The following is a 15,498-nucleotide window of genomic DNA, read 5'->3' as shown; positions in this document are numbered from 1 at the left end:
GTGTCAATTAGCTCGTCCCCCGGCGGCCCAAGACCGCATCCACACTCGCCCGCACCACCCAGGCTGCATTGTGGGTCGGTTTGTCATCAGCGTCAAAACCACCGAGGAAGACCACTTGGCCCCGGTCCTCGGGAAAGGGCGAAACCACCATTGTCCGGGTTGTGGTTAGCCCGACTCTGGGATTAGTCCGGGGATCGAGGACCCGCTGCAACTGGTAATTGCCATTGCTCTGACGCACCAAGTAAGAAGCATCCCCGCCATCCGTGGGATGGATTTGGAGACTGATGAGGAGATTCCCACCTGCCACCGGGGTCATGGTGTTGTTGGCGACGATGGCATAGGGGACCCGCTTACCCAGCTTCTGGGCCGCGAACTGGGTGACGTTGAGTTCCTGGGTGGCTTTGTGGTTGTCGGCGGGGTCAATACGGACGATGTAGCTATTCTTGCCTTCCATCGCTGCCAGCAAGGACTCCCCTTGTCCCTTGGGATTGGGGATAGCGGTCAGACCCCGTAGACCACTGCTCCCGCTCCGGTTAGGGGGGTAGCTGTAGACTTTTTCCCAACGCGGTTGGGCACCATCGATCCGCCGGAAGACCGCTGGTTCTTTGATCATGTAGAGACTGCCGTTGGCTTCAGCAAAGGCCATCGGACGACCCTCATTGGCATCGATCTCCGGCTTCTCATCCCAGCGGATATTGCCGGGGCGATTCGGGTCGTAAACCCCACTGAAGATCCCCACCGGGCGCGTCCCCACAAAAACCCGGTCCACTTTAGTCACTCGGTCTTGGTGCAGGGTCAGACTGCGGACAGTGGCCTTCCCCTGGCGCGCATCAAGGCGCATCTCGACCCAGCGGCCTGTACGGTCATCGCGGCTATAGACCGAAGTAACCCCTAGGAAGTCCCGACAAGCTGCAAACAGGACCGAAACAGGCTGGTCAAGCTTGCGGCCTTGGGCATCGGTGGTGAAGGTCACGGATTGGAGGACCGTTACCCCCTCATTGCGTTTGTTGCCCCGACGAGTGGCCCGGGGCAGGGGCTCAGTGAATTCATGGTCCAACCGCCAACGGCCTGTGGAGCTATCCAAGACCAAGATCTGGGCACCAATGGCGGGGTCATTGCCCGGTCGGTCCATCCAAGTCTCGATCCCGGCGTAGACTTTACCCTTGTGGGCCGTCAACAGCCGTAACTCTGTCCCGCCCATGAACTTGCCCGCCTCGTCGCGGGTCCCGGCTTGATAGGAGATCTGAAACCCGTCCCGGCTCGTCCCGACGGCGGCTGGAGTTGCCGTCACCACGGGACTGCTAGCCCCGGCCAGGGAAGAACTATCCCCGCGCTGGGCCAAGAGTTGCTTGGCTTGGGCCAGTTGAGAAGGACTTAGGATGCGCTGGGCCTCAGCCCGGACCTGGGGCGTTTTCATGTTGCCCCGGTTGCGCTGGTAAAGGGCACGCATCTGCTGCTGCTGACTGGGGGTGAGGTCCAACTGCTGCATCGCCTGCGTGAAGTTATCCCGGCGGTTCCCGGTGGTCGGCGCAGTCGGGGCAGCCGTCATGGGCTCGAGCTCAACGGGGGCGGCGACAGTACTCATTGCGGTACTGGTACTAGCTGAGGCGGTCAAGTTAGTTCCGGCGCGGGGGTGACGCTCGAAGAAATCCCAGATCACATCGGTGGCGGCTAGGTCAGCGTTCTCTTTACCGCGCTTGGTCTGGGCACCGGGCCAACTGTGGTTGCCATTGACAACGGTATATAGGCTGACGTTGGTGTTCCCTTGGCAGCCGCCGTAGGTCTCTTGAATCACCTTGTTGCCATTGAGATTGGTGCGTTGGGGCGTGGGGTTACAGCCGTTTTCCTTCACCCAAAAATTAACCGATTGCGCTACGGGTAAAAAATTCTCCCGGCGGCCCTGACTGCCGTTGTAGGGCACGGTGGGGTCTTGCTGACCGTGGACTGCCACCACGGAAACCGGGGACTTGGGGTCGGGGATGGTTACGGTCTGCCCACCGGGGAGTTTCGCGCCGATGGACCCGGCAACGGGCGCAATCGCGGCAATCCGGTCCGATAATTCTGCACCTAGGCGATAGCTCATCATCGCACCACTGGAATGCCCGGTCACATAGATCCGCTGGGTATCAATGTTGAAGTCTTTTTGTAAACGGTCAATCAAAGTTCTGAGAAAAGCCACATCGTCGCCGTTATTGCGGCCCGTGTTGTACCCAGAGTTCCAGGCCGAGGGGGAACCCAGGGCATTGGGATAGGCGACGATAAATCCTTCTTGGTCAGATTTAGCACTCATCCCGGTGTAACGAGCCACGATATCACCGTTCCCGCTCCGCCCATGGAGGGTCAAGACCAAGGGAACTGGCTTGGTGCCGTTGTAGCTGGGGGGGATGTGGATTTTGAAGGAGCAGTTAACCCCCCCGACGTTAAGGGTGGAATTGAGGTCACCCGTAGGGACTTGGTTTTGGGCACGGGTGGCTAAGACGACCCCGCCCAGGGTCCCTAGGATCAAGGTCAAACTAAGCAGTAATTTCCGCATCGGTTATTTCCACAGTTGACGATTGAGACGATTTTCCCTAAAGCGTAGTTCAGCCCTGGTGGGTGCTAGGTAACTTAATCCATCCAGAGAGAGAATTTGTCTCTAGTCCAAGCACGAGGGTAAGATTTTTAATACCCCATGTGTAGCTAAAATGTTCATTACGTTTGAGGGCGGTGAAGGGGCGGGTAAGTCCACCCAGGTCCGTCTAGTGCAACCTTGGCTGACCAAGCTTGGCTATGTGGTCTGCCAGACTCATGAACCGGGCGGGACGGCTCTGGGTCAACAGGTCCGCGCTTGGCTCCTAGACCCGGCCCAGACCATCACGCCCACCGCTGAACTTTTGTTGTTTGCGGCGGATCGTGCCCAACACGTTACTGAAGTCCTCCGGCCCGCCTTGCAGCAGGGTCAGTTAATTCTGTGTGACCGCTATACCGATTCCACCTTGGCCTATCAGGGTTGGGGCCGGGGGTTGGACCTAGCCATGCTCCACCAACTCAACACCCTCGCCACCCAGGGCCTCAAACCCCATCTCACCCTCTGGCTAGATGTTCCGCCCAAGGTAGGACGCGCCAGGGTACGGAAGGAACGTGCGCCTGACCGTCTGGAAGCTGAGACCTCGGCCTTCCATGAACGGGTTTACCAGGGATTTTGCCACTTGCACCAAGCAGAACCCACACGAGTTATCAGAATTAATGGCACGCCCCGACCCACTGAAGTGTTCGCCGCCATCCAGAGCGAATTAGCCCCGCGCCTGCCTTCCTGTGACCGTTGAGGTCTTTTTCCGCCCTGATGAGTAGTCTCGGGGTGACAAATTGACGTAAAGTATGAGATAAGCGTCTGAGAATTACATGCACATTGCTTGGCTCGGTAAGAAGGCTCCCTTCTGTGGCAATGTCACCTACAGCCGTGAGATTACTAATAGTTTGATTGCCCTCGGGCATCGCGTCAGCTTTTTACATTTTGCCCAAGAAGACGAGTCAGAAGCTGAACTCACCCTGCCCTATTTCTATCGCTCCCAAGCCTATACTTTGCCCAGTCTCTCGGCGCGTAAACGGCTCTCTGATTCCCTGCGCGAGTTGCGGCCCGATGTGGTTCATGCCTCTTTGACGCTTTCTACCCTGGACTTTGCACTCCCAGAGATCTGCCAAGAGTTGGGATTGCCTTTAGTAGCTACCTTCCATCCCGCCTTTGACCGCCGCCGCCGCAATATCGCCGCTAATACCCAGTATTTGATGTACCAACTGTACGCGCCTTTCCTCGCCCTCTACGACCGGGTAATTGTCTTTTCGGAACTCCAGCGCAACCTTTTGGCCCGTCTCAATGTCCCCCGTACCCGCACCTTGGTCATCCCCAACGGCGTAGATACTGAGAAATATAGTCCTGGTCCTTCTGAGATAAAAAAGAAATTACGAGCAGAACACCTCTTTGTCTACATGGGCCGACTGGCTCCCGAGAAGAATGTCGAAGCCCTCCTCAAAGCTTGGCAGCAACTGGATTTCGGGCCCCATACCAAGCTAGCAATTCTCGGGGACGGTCCCCTGCGCCCCGCCCTCCAAGGACTCTATCCCAGTGCCGAGGGGGTAGTCTGGCTAGGCTTTGTGCCCACGGAGGAGGAGCGCATCGAGATCTTGCGCGGGGCAGATGTGTTTGTCTTACCCTCCCAGGTCGAGGGGCTATCTTTAGCCTTGCTAGAAAGTATGGCCTGCGGGGTAGCCTGTGTCGCGACCGATGTTGGAGCCGATGGCGAAGTTCTCAAGGGCGTGGGGATCTTACTTGAACCCCAAAACGTCAGCACCCAGTTACGGACAGTCCTACCAATGCTGGTGGACCTCCCCGAGATCCGGGCCATGCTCGGTCAAAAAGCCCGCCAACGGGTCCTCCAGGACTACACTCTCAAGGATAATATTGCCGCCTTAGTCCGGCTGTACGAACAGGTTGCGCCTACGCTGGTTCAGAGTCGCTAACGGTATCTAGAAAGTACCCCAGAATCTCCACGTCCCGAATCATGCCGTCCATATTCGCTACCCCCGGCAGGTAGCCCCACCGCTCAAAACCCAAACGGTGACACATTTTCAGGCTCGCTAGGTTATGGGCAAAGACCAAGGCCACCAAGCGGCGAAACTGATGCGTGCGGGCCAAATCCATCAGGTAACGCAGTAAAGCCGGTCCTACCCCCCGCCCCTGCAAATCCAGCGCGACATAGACTGAAACCTCCGCACACTCGAAATACCCAGCCCGCCCTGAATAAAACGTACCCAAGGCCCCCCAACCATAAATCTCACCGGTTTGTTCAGCGACCACTAGCGGATATCGGCCCTGACGTTCAGCAAACCAGGACGCACGTTGGGCTAGCGTGACCGCCACGAGGTCTGCTGTACTCAGGCGCAGGGGAACGGCTTGGTTGTAGATGGCAATGATGCGCTCGTAGTCAGGAGGCTCAGCCAGCCGGAAAGTGAGGTCCATGGTGGTTCGTAAAACTCACTTGATTTTAGAGCTTTCTCGTGACTGACCCAAGGGCACCGCTTCCCGGTTAGGGAACTGAGGGCGATTAAATCCCAAATATGGGTCATAATACGCACGGAATGAATGGGAGCCCAGCGCATATGCATACGATTGCACCCCACGGCGGAGTCTTGATTGACCGGATCGCAAGCCCCGAGCAGACCGCTGCCTACCAAGCCCAGGGCGACTTGCCCAAGGTCCACCTGAGCCAGCGGGCCTGTTCGGACCTAGAGATGATTGCTATTGGGGGGTTTTCACCGCTCACGGGCTACCTAGATGAAGCTGACTACCTGAGTGTGGTCGAGACCATGCACCTCGCCAACGGTCTGGCCTGGTCCGTCCCCATCACCCTGCCCGTCACTCCAGAAGTTGCCGACAGCTTAGAAATTGGTCAGACCGTGGCTCTCATCGCCCCCGATGGCGAATGGGTCGGGGTCCTGGAACTCACGGGCAAATACACCTACGATAAAACCCGTGAGGCCGAAAAAGTCTACCGCACCACCGATGAGAACCATCCCGGTGTGAAAGTCGTCTATGAGCAGGGCACGATCAACCTCGCCGGGTCCGTCTGGTACTTTGAACGCAAGCCCCATCCCCAATTCCCTACCTACCAATTGGACCCAGCCCAATCGCGGGAGATCTTCGTCGCCAAGGGCTGGCAAACCGTGGTCGGCTTCCAGACCCGCAACCCCATCCACCGCGCCCACGAATACATCCAAAAATGTGCCCTCGAAACCGTGGACGGGCTGTTCCTGCATCCCTTGGTCGGGGCCACCAAAGAAGATGACATCCCGGCAGATGTACGGATGCGCTGCTACGAAGTCCTGCTTGAAAAGTATTACCCCAAAGACCGGGTGGTGCTGGCGATTCTACCCGCCGCCATGCGCTACGCCGGACCCCGTGAGGCGATTTTCCACAGCTTGATCCGTAAGAACTACGGCTGCACTCACTTCATCGTCGGTCGTGACCATGCCGGGGTAGGCGATTACTACGGGACCTACGACGCGCAGTACATCTTTAATGAATTCGCACCCGGTGAATTAGGCATCACGCCGATGATGTTTGAGCACGCCTTCTACTGCAAACTCACCGAGGGCATGGCGACCCCCAAAACCAGTCCTTCCCAAAAAGAAGACCGGATTCACCTCTCGGGCACCAAAGTCCGCGAGATGCTACGCCGGGGTGAGACCCCGCCCCCTCAGTTCAGCCGCCCCGAGGTCGCCCAGATCTTGATCCGGGCCATGCAGGGCTAGTGTTGGTCCTGGCCTCCCAATCGCCCCGCCGTCGGGAACTGTTAGCCCAGTTGGGGGTCCCCCTCGTGGTGGCCCCCAGCGATTATCTAGAGGAAAACGACCCCCATCTCACCCCCGCCGAGCTGGTCCAGACCCAGAGTCTCGGCAAAGCTCAGGCCGTCGCTCCCCACTACCCCGGTGCGTTGATCCTCGGCGCGGATACCGTTGTTGTTTGTGGCGGTCAACTCCTGGGTAAACCGACGGACTCCCAGCAAGCCCATGAAATGTTAGCGAGTCTCCAGGGGCGGTGGCACGAGGTCCACACCGGGCTGAGCTTTGTCCAAGATGGAGCTGTTCAGCAGCACCATGAAGTAACCCACGTCCATCTAACTGCACTCACGGACCTAGAAATTAGGGATTACGTTGCCACTGGGGAGCCCTTAGATAAAGCCGGAGCCTATGGCATCCAGGGCTTAGGGGCGGCATTCGTGGCAGAGATTCAGGGCTCCTATACCAACGTTGTCGGGCTGCCCTTGACCGTGGTTTACCAAGTATTACGGGCGCGGGGCTGGACGTTGTGCTTGGGCCAGCAGTCCACTAAGAGCCGTCAGATCCAATAAATTCAAGGCCCGGTCCTCTAAAACTGCCGGGATTTCTGGAAATTTGCGGGCATAACCCTGCAGGATTTGGGCCAACCGCTGTACCTCTGCGCCGACGTTCACTTCTAAATCTAAGTTCGCCACTTGGTCCAGGGTGTAATCAAAGCACGGTTCAGTCCGTAATACTACCGTGGCGCGGACACCAGTCAACTGACTCACATGAACCATCAGTTCTCGGTACATAGCTAAGGGCCAACCCGGAAAAAATACCTTCACAGGACCTGAGAGGTCGGTTGGATGGCACAGCAGTTGACATTATCAATACAGACTTTGCCCCACTGCAAAGCCCAGCGCACGAGTGCGACCCGATTGCTGGTCTCAGTTTTTTGCAAAATATTGCTGATGTGGTTATCCACCGTGCGTTTGCTGATAGCCAACTTCTCAGAAATTTGTTCGTTGGTCAGGCCCGAGGCAACCAGATCTAGCACCTGCAGTTCGCGACTAGATAGGAGGTTTGTTTTCTGGGCGGTATCGGTCATGATGGCTGACTGACAGGTACTCTCATCATAGCAGGTCACTCGGCAGAATTACTTACCCTATCTTAACCTCTACCTCACATTACCCACGGGGATCACGCTTGATGGTAACTTTCATCCTGACTTTACATCTAACGAAATCTCCATGTTTAAAATATATGGAAGGGAATGGGGTTGGTGAAATGACACAGCAAGAAGTTAAAGAGCTTATCGTTGCCACCTTTGGCAGTCAGGTTTTACCCGGTGGTTTCAGTGCTGATATCGTTGCCAGTTTTTATTGTCGTTATTTACAGGGACGGGATGAAAAAAGTACGCCCACGACTGCAAGTCTGAATGCTTTTATCAATCGTTGCCAGGGCTGGTAAGTCGATAGCCAAGGACCCGGAGTAGCTTCATAAATAGAGCCGGGGGGGCCGTCTGAAATGCTAGGCTCTCCCCACTGACCGGGTGGACAAAGCTCAAATAGTGGGCATGGAGAGCTTGACCGACGAGTTTAACCGGGGTCTTGCCCTGAGAATAGAGCGGGTCCCCGACGACTGGGTGCCCGAGTTGCAGACTGTGGACCCGGATCTGGTGCGTCCGCCCCGTCTCTAGGCCGAAATGTAACAAACTGAAATTCCCCAGCCGCTCGAGGACCCGCCAATGGGTACGGGCGGGCCGTCCCTCGGGCACTACCGCCATCTTCTGCCGGTGGACGGGGTGACGACCGAGCGGTGCATCCACCGTCCCAGCCTCGGCGCGGGGACTGCCATGGACTACCCCCCAGTATTCGCGGCGGGCGGTCTTGGCTTGGATTTGGGCTTGGAGGTGACGATGGGCTTGGTCATGCTTAGCGACAACCAGTAACCCGCTGGTGTCCTTGTCAAGACGATGGACAATACCGGGGCGTTCGACCCCATTGATGCCCGAGAGGTCTGTGTAGTGCGCCAGTAGTCCATTGACGAGGGTATGGGTGCTATGACCGGGACTGGGGTGGACAACTAGACCCTGGGGTTTGTTTAAAACAATGAGATGGGCATCCTCAAAAATTACCTGGAGGTCCATGGCTTCGGCAGCGAGACCCAGGGGGAGTGTGGCGGGGACTTCGACTTGGACTTCATCGCCCGGTCGGAGTGGGTCCTTGCCCTTACAGCCCTGACCGTTACGAAGAACCTGACCCTGGGCAATCAGTTGCTGGAGCCGAGCGCGGGAGAATTCAGGCATCTGTTGGGCCAGCCAACGGTCAAGCCGTTCGCTCGTCCCGTCCTCGGGCACCGTGAACAACGATTGAGTCATGGTTCAGAGATACGGGGGACGCGATAAAAAGCCTCCTCCCGTTGGGGAGCTTGACTGAGGAGTTGTTCGGGGTCAAGGGGAGGGCGCCGGACATCAGGGCGCGTCACGTTGCTGAGTTCCACGGCGCGGGTGGTGGGTTGGACCCCGGTGGTGTCGAGTTCGCTGAGTTGGTCAATGTAGGCCAAGATGTCCCCGAGTTGGACGGTGAACAGCGTCTCTTCGCTGGCGGTGAGTTGGAGGCGGGCGAGCCGCGCCACTTTCTGGACGGTGGTATGGTCAATCATGGGGCTACTCAGAGTGATTCTGAGGAAAGGCTATAGTGGTAGCGTAATGCATCTACCGTACTGATGTCACTCCAGCCCCTAGCGGTCCCCAAGGAAAAACTGAAGACCCCGCCCCTCAGCATTCACACCCTCGGCGACCGGGTTTTGCGCTCGCTCAGCAAAAATGTCGCTACGGTCAACCAAGAGACCCGCCTGCTTGCTAGAGAAATGCTCCAGACAATGTACAGTTGCGACGGAATTGGCCTTGCCGCCCCTCAAGTCGGAGTTAATAAACGCTTGATTGTGATTGACATCGACCCTGAAGAAGCCGCCAACCCAGTTTGGGTGATGGTTAACCCGGTGATTAAGCGGGTTGTTGCGGACCTGGAAGTGGGGCAAGAGGGCTGTCTGAGTATTCCTAATGTCTTTGCCGATGTGGTCCGTCCGGCACGAGTGGTGGTGAGCTTCCGGGACCTGAGCGGTAAACCCCAGGCGATTGAGGCTTCTGGTCTCTTGGCACGGGTGATCCAGCATGAGCTAGACCATTTGGAAGGGGTCCTGTTTGTGGACCGGGTGGAGAACCAGTTGGCCTTGGCCCAGGATCTGACCAAACAAAAATTCTCTCTCCGTGATGTCCAGCCCGCCCCGGTCCGCTAATGCAATTCATTGACCAAGCTGAGATCCAGGTGATTGCCGGACGCGGTGGTGATGGCATGGTGGCTTATCGTCGAGAAAAATACGTCCCAGCAGGTGGTCCGGCGGGCGGCGATGGCGGGAACGGGGGGTCTGTCTGGTTTGTGGGTACTACCAATCTTCAGACGCTACTTGACATCAAATACCGCCATATCCTCAAAGCTCCCGAGGGTGAGCGCGGCGGCCCCAAGAATATGACCGGAGCCCAGGGGAAGGACCTCATCATAGGGGTGCCCTGCGGGACCTTGGTGCGGGATATGACCACGGATACAGTTTTGGGGGATGTAACGGAGCCGGACCAGTATCTCTTGGTAGCCAAGGGCGGTAAGGGGGGTTACGGTAATGTCCACTTTGCTAGCAATAACAACCGTGCCCCAGAGTTTGCCACGGAGGGGAAGCCCGGTGAAGAGCGGGAACTCCTCCTCGAACTGAAGCTCTTGGCTGAGGTCGGCATCATCGGTTTACCCAATGCCGGAAAATCTACATTAATCTCGGTCCTCAGTGCGGCCCGTCCTAAGATTGCTGATTATCCTTTCACCACATTGATTCCTAACTTAGGTGTGGTCCGGCGCGAGGGTGGGGACGGGGTAGTATTTGCGGATATTCCGGGATTGATTGCCGGGGCACACCTGGGCGTGGGGCTAGGCCATGATTTTTTGCGACATATTGAACGCACTCGGTTGTTACTGCATGTGGTGGACTTGACTAGTCTCGATCCCCGTGCTGATTTCGATACCGTCCAGGAAGAGTTATTGGCCTACGGGCACGGACTGCCCCAACGCCCACAAATCCTGGTCCTCAACAAGTACGACAGTGTTCAAACCGAGGACACCGACCAGTTAGCCGCGCCCTTCACGGATGTAAACCTGCCCAAAGTCATCATCTCGGCTGCCAGTCGTCACAATCTAGAAACCTTGCTGAGGCTATGTTGGCAAGGGCTAGACCAGTTGTCTGGGGTTTATAGCCTGAGTTAAGAGGCCCCTCCGCCCCACTCGTGGGGGACCTAAGCAAAAGATATCTCCCCTTAATCCTCAAGCGATCCGCCTCAATCTCCCTTAAAAAGGGGGAATCTAAGCATTCTTTGAAAAAGCGGAACGGATACTTATTTCTTCAAACTGGTCATAAAATTCCCTAACCGCCCTAAGGCTGTCTGGAGCGTCTGGGGATCTGTGGCGTAGGAGATGCGGATATGATCGTCCGCGCCGAACGCGATCCCAGGTACACAGGCAACCCGTTCTTGGGCCAAGAGTTTTTGGCAAAAAGTGGTTGAGTCCAGACCCGTACTGGCAATGTCAATCCAGACATAGAACGCACCTTGGGGACGGAGGTAGGCCAGACCGGGAATCGTATCTAGCAGGTCACACACGAGACTACGCCGTTCTTCAAAAGCTCGCCGCATCGTCTGGACGATGGCCGGTGTGCGCGGGTCCGTGAGGGCAGCAAGTCCGCCCCGTTGCACAAACGTTGCCACATTAGAAGTACTGTGGCTCTGGAGTCCCGCCGCGCCCTGGATAATGTCCGGGGGGGCCACCAGATAGCCCAACCGCCATCCCGTCATGGCATAGGATTTGCTGAAACCACTACTGATAATTGTCCTTTGCCAGATCTCATCACCCAGACTGCTGATACTCGTAAAAGTCGCCCCGTCATAGAGCAACTGGTCATAAATCTCATCGGAAAGTACCAACAGGTCATGGTCCACAATGACTTGAGCCAGCGCGGTCAGTTCAGAATGGGTGTAGACCATCCCCGTCGGGTTGCCGGGAGAGTTGAGGACGACTAACCGAGTCTGGGGCGTGATATGGGCCTGTAACTGCGCAGGGGTGATTTTGTATTCGGTGGCCCGTGTCGTGGGCACAAGGACCGCCCGTCCCTCCGCAAGTCGGACCATCTCGGGGTAACTGACCCAGTAGGGGCTAGGAATGATCACCTCATCACCGGGGTCAAGGAGGGTCATCATCAAGTTATAGAGCGATTGTTTCCCACCGACGGTAACGAGGACTTGGGCGGGGGTACAGGACCGACCGACCATTTGGGCAATCGCTTGACGCAACTCCGGGTGGCCTCCCACCGGCCCATACTTGGTTTCACCCCGGTCTAGAGCATCCTTGGCGGCCTGTTTGATGAAGTCGGGGGTATCAAAATCCGGTTCTCCCGCCCCGAGACCGCATACATCCACGCCCGCTGCCCGCAGTTGTGCAGCTTGGGCGGTGACGGCGAGGGTCAACGAGGGGGTCAGTTGGATAATGCGTTGGGCAAGACGGGCCATGGGGACATCCAATGCTTTATCCAGCTTAGGCCCCTACAGCTTGTAAGCCTTACAATTGTTGAAGCAGTTCCCGTGTACCGACGGCATGAGCTTACTCAAAGGTTTTGAAGTAGAGATGTATACGGGTACACCCGCCGGGACCGCTGTGGGTCTCTCCCGTCAGATTGTGGAAAATCTTCCTGGTTTCGTGCGTGAGCCGGATCAGCGCAATGTGGAGTATGTTACCCCGCCGCTGGTGAGTTATCCCGAATTATTATGTGCGCTCCTGCGTCCCCGCAGGCAACTGCGGACTTATTTGCAGACCCAGGGTGATTACACGATCTTGCCAGGGAGTACGTTGGCCTTGGGTGGGAGTGATTACTTTGACCGCTCTGACCCCCATAACCCCTATCATGACCGGATCGCGGCTGAGTACGGCACCAGGGTGGTCACCACCAGTATCCACATCAACTTCGGCCTTGATACGCCTGAACAAATCCTCCTCGCCACGCGCCTCCTGCGCCTTGAAGCTCCCCTAGTACTGGCTTTGAGTGCTTCCTCACCTTTTTTCAATGGCAATGTGACGGGCTACCATTCCACGCGCTGGGGGTTATTTCCCCAAACGCCGGAGCGCGTGCCGCTCTTTACTTCCCATGCTCACTACTGCACCTGGGTTGAAGAGCAACTCCAACTCGGGACGATGTGGAATGTCCGCCATCTCTGGACCTCCGTACGACCCAACGGCAACAATCGCCCCTACGACATCAACCGGGCTGAACTGCGGATTAGCGATTTGGTGAGTGATCCCTGTGTGTTGTTGGGGATTGCCGCGCTCCTAGAGCATCGTCTTCTCGGCCTGATAGCTGGACAGGTGCCCGATCCCTTGACCGCCAGCCCCTTCACCCCTGAGGAATTGGTAGACCTGACCTACATCAACGAACAACAGGTCAGTCGCCACAGTCTAGATGCTCAACTCATCCACTGGCAGACGGGCGCAACGCTTACGGCCCGTGATTGGGTCCAAAGTTGGCTAGAGGCGGCTCAAACTAGTGACCTGCCCGGTATTGCGCCGCACTTAAGAGCTATCACCCAAGTTCTGCAACAGGGAAACGAAGCAATGCGCTGGCTGGGTCAGTATCGGTTGGGTTTACCCATTGAAACCGTACTGCAACAGGCTACCCAGCAGATGGCAGAACGAGAAGCCGCCCTCCTCATCCACTGCCTAGAACCCTGTCATTGACGGTTTACCCTCTCAGGAGGGAGGATTCAGGCGGGATACTTCCCTAGACTGAACCTATCGCTCATCAAAAAACCATGGCTGACACCAAAAAACGTAATGCTGCTGAGGACCCCGAGGCTACTGCACTAGAAGACAGCGGTAACTTCATCCATGTCCCCCCCGAACCGACCCGCCGTGATGCTCACCGCTCGGGCTATATGTTGCCCTGGGAAACCCTGAATGATGAACAGGTAGACCCCAGTGAGGCGGCTCCAGTCAAAGGCACCGAAGAAAAGAAAGCCTAGCCAGTCCTCACGCCCAACACTCATCGGGACGCACCGCCGTATGATTGGGAGTATGCGTCACCTGTTGCTGGCTATAGCCTTGCTCCTGGCTGGTTGTGGGGTTTTGATTAAGCCCGCGCCGCCCACTCCGGTTGTCTTTAGAGACCCCGAGGGTCAGTTTGAGGTGGTTTATCCGGGGGCTTTTCGTCCGACACCACCCAAGGATTCTACGGTTTTTGTGGGGAAGCTGCCGCTAATCACGACGGTTTATGATGCGGGCCGTCTGTCTCCCACGGTCGGTTATTCCACGGTCTTGGTATCCCGATTGGATGCTCCTGGACTACCCAAATACACGCCCGGTCAATGGGTGGATTTGTTGATTCAAGAGCTAAAAAAACGCGGTAAAGTCCTCAAAGAAGCTCCTCTACCCCAGTTCAACTATCAGGGTAAGTCCGTGACCGTCCAAGCCGAGCAGCGGGGCGAGACGACTTTTACCCGGGTGGACTACATCGTGGCGGGGCCGCGTCTCTATCAAGTTACCCTCTCTGCCAAGCGGTTAGAGGTACTAGAGAGTCCCGAATTCCAAGATTTCTTTCGTTCCTTCCGAGTACAGGTCTAGTTACTGCTCCGGCTGGGGTAGCGTCCCCCAACCCTTCGCCCGGTCAGCCGCCCGCAGCACAAAGGCAGCTAGTTTCGCCTGTTCCTCGGGCTTGAGGAAGTCCCCGCCCCGACAGGAACTATCCGTACTTTTCCCATCGTAGGTGCGCGGGACTTTGATGAAGGAAACTAACGCGTTGAGGTTGTCGCGGGGCGGGGTGGCCTGTTTGAGGTCCAATAGGGAAAGCGAGACCTTGGGGTTTTGGAGGGTGTTCCCCCCGACATGACAGAGTTTACAGTTACTCTCAAAAACCGCCTGCCCCTCGGTGATCTGTCCGGCAGTGAAAGCCTGCGTCTCGCCTTGGGGGTTTAGAACTACCGGGATCGAACCCTGGACCTGGAGGTACTGTTGGACGTAGCGGTTAGGCTTGGTCTCGGCTTCAGTGAAGGTCCCAGCACACCCACTTAGCAGTAGGGCCAGCAAAAAGTACGGTTTCACCTAGCGCACATCCTTACCCTTACCCCAGGCCGGGTTAAAGTTAGCTTCCTTGAGGATGTGACCGGCAACTAAGACCAGTTTCTCATCCGCGAAGTTATCAAACTTGGGGTGGCGGCCCTTGTCGTATAAGTTCTCAGTGCCATCGTAGGTCAGGGGCTTTTTCATGTAAGCAACCATGGTCTGGACGTTATCTAAGGGCGGGGTGGCACCCTTCAACTGGTCGAGCGAGAGGTTGATCTCGCGCACGTTGTAGGTTCCATAGGTCTGACCCCCCACGTGACACTTGCTACACTCGGCCTTAAAAATCGCATAACCCTGCTTGAGTTGAGCGCGGGTAAAGGTCTGTTGGGTCCCTGCATCATCGGCCTTAGCCACAAACTCGGTCTTGGATGCGGCTGGGGTCGCTGGGGTCGCCGCTGAACTGTCTTTGGGGGCATCTGAGCAACCCGTCAAAATCACACCAAGGGCAACGGCGCAGAGTAACTTTTTCACGCGATATCTCCTGAGAATGGGGCCTGCACTGCCAGAATAATCTTTTTTGCGTCTTCCAGAGCTAATAATGATTCGGGACTGCGGTAGGGAATATCGTAATGATCACACCAGCGCAGCACTTCAGCTACGGTCAATTGGTAATCTTCGGCTAGATCAACAATTGAAATGTCCGCAAAACCCACCGCTGTCTCCGGGAGCACGATTCCTGTCCATCTTGTCACAGAACAGTTTGAGGAGAGTAGGGTTTACGCTCGCTAGTGTCCCAAGCCTTGACACAACCACTAATGGTGTATAATCCGCTTACACGTTTCCCACCTAAAGCATGATTCAACCCCGTAAATGTCCCTGTTGCCATCGTTTGCTCCAAAATGTTGCCACCTGTGAAGATAGTCTGCTGCGCTGTGATTGGGATGGTAACTTTCATTGGGACCCCCGCTACCGTCGCCTTAGACACCTCGGGAGCCGTCAAGTCTGGAACGTGGATGGCGTAGGTCAAGTCTGTCAAAGTTACGCGCTCCCCGAACCC

Annotated in this window: 21 protein-coding genes; 11 read left to right on the top strand and 10 right to left on the bottom strand. The window is 56.6% G+C overall.

Going from position 1 to position 15,498, the window contains the following annotated elements; all coding sequences use genetic code 11:
* Positions 1-7: 7 nt before the first annotated feature.
* Positions 8-2,533 carry a PHB depolymerase family esterase gene (locus HFM78_RS08100; protein ID WP_287128929.1) on the bottom strand — a complete coding sequence of 842 codons (2,526 nt, stop codon included), beginning with the start codon at positions 2,531-2,533 and terminating at the stop codon, positions 8-10.
* 151 nt (positions 2,534-2,684) lie between these two features.
* On the opposite strand from HFM78_RS08100, the gene tmk reads away from it, so the two are divergent.
* On the top strand, positions 2,685-3,305 hold the full coding sequence (gene tmk, locus HFM78_RS08095; RefSeq protein ID WP_287128928.1) for a dTMP kinase: 621 nt from the start codon (positions 2,685-2,687) through the stop codon (positions 3,303-3,305).
* Between the two features lie 76 nt (positions 3,306-3,381).
* Positions 3,382-4,497, top strand: a complete 1,116-nt coding sequence (locus HFM78_RS08090) for a glycosyltransferase family 4 protein (RefSeq protein WP_287128927.1) — start codon at positions 3,382-3,384, stop codon at positions 4,495-4,497.
* Here the strand turns inward: HFM78_RS08090 and HFM78_RS08085 are convergent.
* Entirely contained in the window at positions 4,475-4,996 is a 522-nt protein-coding gene (locus HFM78_RS08085) for a GNAT family N-acetyltransferase (protein ID WP_287128926.1), read from the bottom strand. The genes HFM78_RS08090 and HFM78_RS08085 overlap by 23 nt on opposite strands.
* A gap of 140 nt (positions 4,997-5,136) precedes the next feature.
* Here HFM78_RS08085 and sat point away from each other — a divergent pair, with 140 nt between their 5' ends.
* Both sat and HFM78_RS08075 read left to right on the top strand, forming a co-directional pair.
* On the top strand, positions 5,137-6,288 hold the full coding sequence (sat, locus tag HFM78_RS08080) for a sulfate adenylyltransferase (RefSeq protein ID WP_287128925.1): 1,152 nt from the start codon (positions 5,137-5,139) through the stop codon (positions 6,286-6,288).
* Positions 6,288-6,887 carry a nucleoside triphosphate pyrophosphatase gene (locus HFM78_RS08075; RefSeq protein WP_287130931.1) on the top strand — a complete coding sequence of 200 codons (600 nt, stop codon included), beginning with the start codon at positions 6,288-6,290 and terminating at the stop codon, positions 6,885-6,887. Before sat ends, HFM78_RS08075 begins: the two co-directional genes overlap by 1 nt.
* Here HFM78_RS08075 and HFM78_RS08070 read toward each other — a convergent pair.
* Both HFM78_RS08070 and HFM78_RS08065 read right to left on the bottom strand, forming a co-directional pair.
* Positions 6,822-7,142, bottom strand: a complete 321-nt coding sequence (locus HFM78_RS08070; RefSeq protein ID WP_287128923.1) for a hypothetical protein — start codon at positions 7,140-7,142, stop codon at positions 6,822-6,824. The genes HFM78_RS08075 and HFM78_RS08070 overlap by 66 nt on opposite strands.
* Positions 7,139-7,405, bottom strand: coding sequence for a LuxR C-terminal-related transcriptional regulator (locus tag HFM78_RS08065; RefSeq protein WP_287128922.1), 267 nt, complete (start codon positions 7,403-7,405; stop codon positions 7,139-7,141). The genes HFM78_RS08070 and HFM78_RS08065 overlap by 4 nt, the downstream gene beginning before the upstream one ends.
* A 179-nt stretch (positions 7,406-7,584) precedes the next feature.
* Between HFM78_RS08065 and HFM78_RS08060 the strand changes: the two genes are divergently transcribed.
* On the top strand, positions 7,585-7,767 hold the full coding sequence (locus HFM78_RS08060) for a hypothetical protein (protein ID WP_287128921.1): 183 nt from the start codon (positions 7,585-7,587) through the stop codon (positions 7,765-7,767).
* Here the strand turns inward: HFM78_RS08060 and HFM78_RS08055 are convergent.
* Complete coding sequence (locus tag HFM78_RS08055) at positions 7,745-8,677, bottom strand: RluA family pseudouridine synthase (protein WP_287128920.1); 933 nt, start codon at positions 8,675-8,677, stop codon at positions 7,745-7,747. The genes HFM78_RS08060 and HFM78_RS08055 overlap by 23 nt on opposite strands.
* Positions 8,674-8,961 (bottom strand): Asp-tRNA(Asn)/Glu-tRNA(Gln) amidotransferase subunit GatC, encoded by a 288-nt coding sequence (gene gatC / locus HFM78_RS08050; protein WP_287128919.1) that lies wholly within the window; start codon positions 8,959-8,961, stop codon positions 8,674-8,676. Before gatC ends, HFM78_RS08055 begins: the two co-directional genes overlap by 4 nt.
* Positions 8,962-9,024: 63 nt before the next feature.
* Between gatC and def the strand changes: the two genes are divergently transcribed.
* Both def and obgE read left to right on the top strand, forming a co-directional pair.
* Entirely contained in the window at positions 9,025-9,597 is a 573-nt protein-coding gene (gene def / locus HFM78_RS08045; protein ID WP_287128918.1) for a peptide deformylase, read from the top strand.
* Positions 9,597-10,607: a GTPase ObgE gene (gene obgE / locus HFM78_RS08040; RefSeq protein WP_287128917.1), complete on the top strand. Its 1,011-nt coding sequence runs from the start codon at positions 9,597-9,599 to the stop codon at positions 10,605-10,607. Before def ends, obgE begins: the two co-directional genes overlap by 1 nt.
* 128 nt (positions 10,608-10,735) lie before the next feature.
* Here obgE and HFM78_RS08035 read toward each other — a convergent pair whose 3' ends face one another.
* Positions 10,736-11,902 carry a pyridoxal phosphate-dependent aminotransferase gene (locus HFM78_RS08035; RefSeq protein WP_287128916.1) on the bottom strand — a complete coding sequence of 389 codons (1,167 nt, stop codon included), beginning with the start codon at positions 11,900-11,902 and terminating at the stop codon, positions 10,736-10,738.
* A gap of 85 nt (positions 11,903-11,987) precedes the next feature.
* On the opposite strand from HFM78_RS08035, the gene gshA reads away from it, so the two are divergent.
* The 3 genes from gshA to HFM78_RS08020 all read left to right on the top strand — a co-directional run bounded on the left by gshA (position 11,988) and on the right by HFM78_RS08020 (position 14,003).
* Positions 11,988-13,121, top strand: coding sequence for a glutamate--cysteine ligase (gene gshA / locus HFM78_RS08030; protein ID WP_287128914.1), 1,134 nt, complete (start codon positions 11,988-11,990; stop codon positions 13,119-13,121).
* Between the two features lie 74 nt (positions 13,122-13,195).
* Positions 13,196-13,405: a hypothetical protein gene (locus HFM78_RS08025; protein WP_287128913.1), complete on the top strand. Its 210-nt coding sequence runs from the start codon at positions 13,196-13,198 to the stop codon at positions 13,403-13,405.
* Between the two features lie 52 nt (positions 13,406-13,457).
* Complete coding sequence (locus HFM78_RS08020) at positions 13,458-14,003, top strand: hypothetical protein (protein WP_287128912.1); 546 nt, start codon at positions 13,458-13,460, stop codon at positions 14,001-14,003.
* Here HFM78_RS08020 and psbV2 read toward each other — a convergent pair whose 3' ends face one another.
* From psbV2 to HFM78_RS08005, 3 genes are read right to left on the bottom strand one after another with little or no spacing between them, the layout of a single operon-like run.
* Positions 14,004-14,480 carry a photosystem II cytochrome PsbV2 gene (psbV2, locus tag HFM78_RS08015; protein WP_287128911.1) on the bottom strand — a complete coding sequence of 159 codons (477 nt, stop codon included), beginning with the start codon at positions 14,478-14,480 and terminating at the stop codon, positions 14,004-14,006. It abuts the gene before it with no gap.
* Positions 14,481-14,972: a hypothetical protein gene (gene psbV, locus HFM78_RS08010; RefSeq protein WP_287128910.1), complete on the bottom strand. Its 492-nt coding sequence runs from the start codon at positions 14,970-14,972 to the stop codon at positions 14,481-14,483. It lies immediately after the preceding gene.
* On the bottom strand, positions 14,969-15,172 hold the full coding sequence (locus HFM78_RS08005; protein ID WP_287128909.1) for a hypothetical protein: 204 nt from the start codon (positions 15,170-15,172) through the stop codon (positions 14,969-14,971). Before HFM78_RS08005 ends, psbV begins: the two co-directional genes overlap by 4 nt.
* A gap of 122 nt (positions 15,173-15,294) precedes the next feature.
* Between HFM78_RS08005 and HFM78_RS08000 the strand changes: the two genes are divergently transcribed.
* Positions 15,295-15,498: hypothetical protein (locus HFM78_RS08000; protein ID WP_287128908.1), on the top strand; the 204-nt coding region annotated here is incomplete at its 3' end.

It is taken from the genome of Candidatus Cyanaurora vandensis (assembly GCF_013285555.1).
GTDB lineage: Bacteria > Cyanobacteriota > Cyanobacteriia > Gloeobacterales > Anthocerotibacteraceae > Cyanaurora > Cyanaurora vandensis.
Note: the sequence above shows the minus strand (reverse complement) of the source record. Positions and strands in the feature narration are given on the sequence as shown.

Excerpts from the sequence above, each read along its gene's own strand:
- HFM78_RS08100 (WP_287128929.1), bottom strand. The coding sequence starts at position 2,533 with ATGCGGAAATTACTGCTTAGTTTGACCTTGATCCTAGGGACCCTGGGC.
- tmk (WP_287128928.1), top strand. The coding sequence starts at position 2,685 with ATGTTCATTACGTTTGAGGGCGGTGAAGGGGCGGGTAAGTCCACCCAG.
- HFM78_RS08090 (WP_287128927.1), top strand. The coding sequence starts at position 3,382 with ATGCACATTGCTTGGCTCGGTAAGAAGGCTCCCTTCTGTGGCAATGTC.
- HFM78_RS08085 (WP_287128926.1), bottom strand. The coding sequence starts at position 4,996 with ATGGACCTCACTTTCCGGCTGGCTGAGCCTCCTGACTACGAGCGCATC.
- sat (WP_287128925.1), top strand. The coding sequence starts at position 5,137 with ATGCATACGATTGCACCCCACGGCGGAGTCTTGATTGACCGGATCGCA.
- HFM78_RS08065 (WP_287128922.1), bottom strand. The coding sequence starts at position 7,405 with ATGACCGATACCGCCCAGAAAACAAACCTCCTATCTAGTCGCGAACTG.
- HFM78_RS08060 (WP_287128921.1), top strand. The coding sequence starts at position 7,585 with ATGACACAGCAAGAAGTTAAAGAGCTTATCGTTGCCACCTTTGGCAGT.
- HFM78_RS08055 (WP_287128920.1), bottom strand. The coding sequence starts at position 8,677 with ATGACTCAATCGTTGTTCACGGTGCCCGAGGACGGGACGAGCGAACGG.
- gatC (WP_287128919.1), bottom strand. The coding sequence starts at position 8,961 with ATGATTGACCATACCACCGTCCAGAAAGTGGCGCGGCTCGCCCGCCTC.
- def (WP_287128918.1), top strand. The coding sequence starts at position 9,025 with ATGTCACTCCAGCCCCTAGCGGTCCCCAAGGAAAAACTGAAGACCCCG.
- obgE (WP_287128917.1), top strand. The coding sequence starts at position 9,597 with ATGCAATTCATTGACCAAGCTGAGATCCAGGTGATTGCCGGACGCGGT.
- HFM78_RS08035 (WP_287128916.1), bottom strand. The coding sequence starts at position 11,902 with ATGGCCCGTCTTGCCCAACGCATTATCCAACTGACCCCCTCGTTGACC.
- gshA (WP_287128914.1), top strand. The coding sequence starts at position 11,988 with ATGAGCTTACTCAAAGGTTTTGAAGTAGAGATGTATACGGGTACACCC.
- HFM78_RS08025 (WP_287128913.1), top strand. The coding sequence starts at position 13,196 with ATGGCTGACACCAAAAAACGTAATGCTGCTGAGGACCCCGAGGCTACT.
- HFM78_RS08020 (WP_287128912.1), top strand. The coding sequence starts at position 13,458 with ATGCGTCACCTGTTGCTGGCTATAGCCTTGCTCCTGGCTGGTTGTGGG.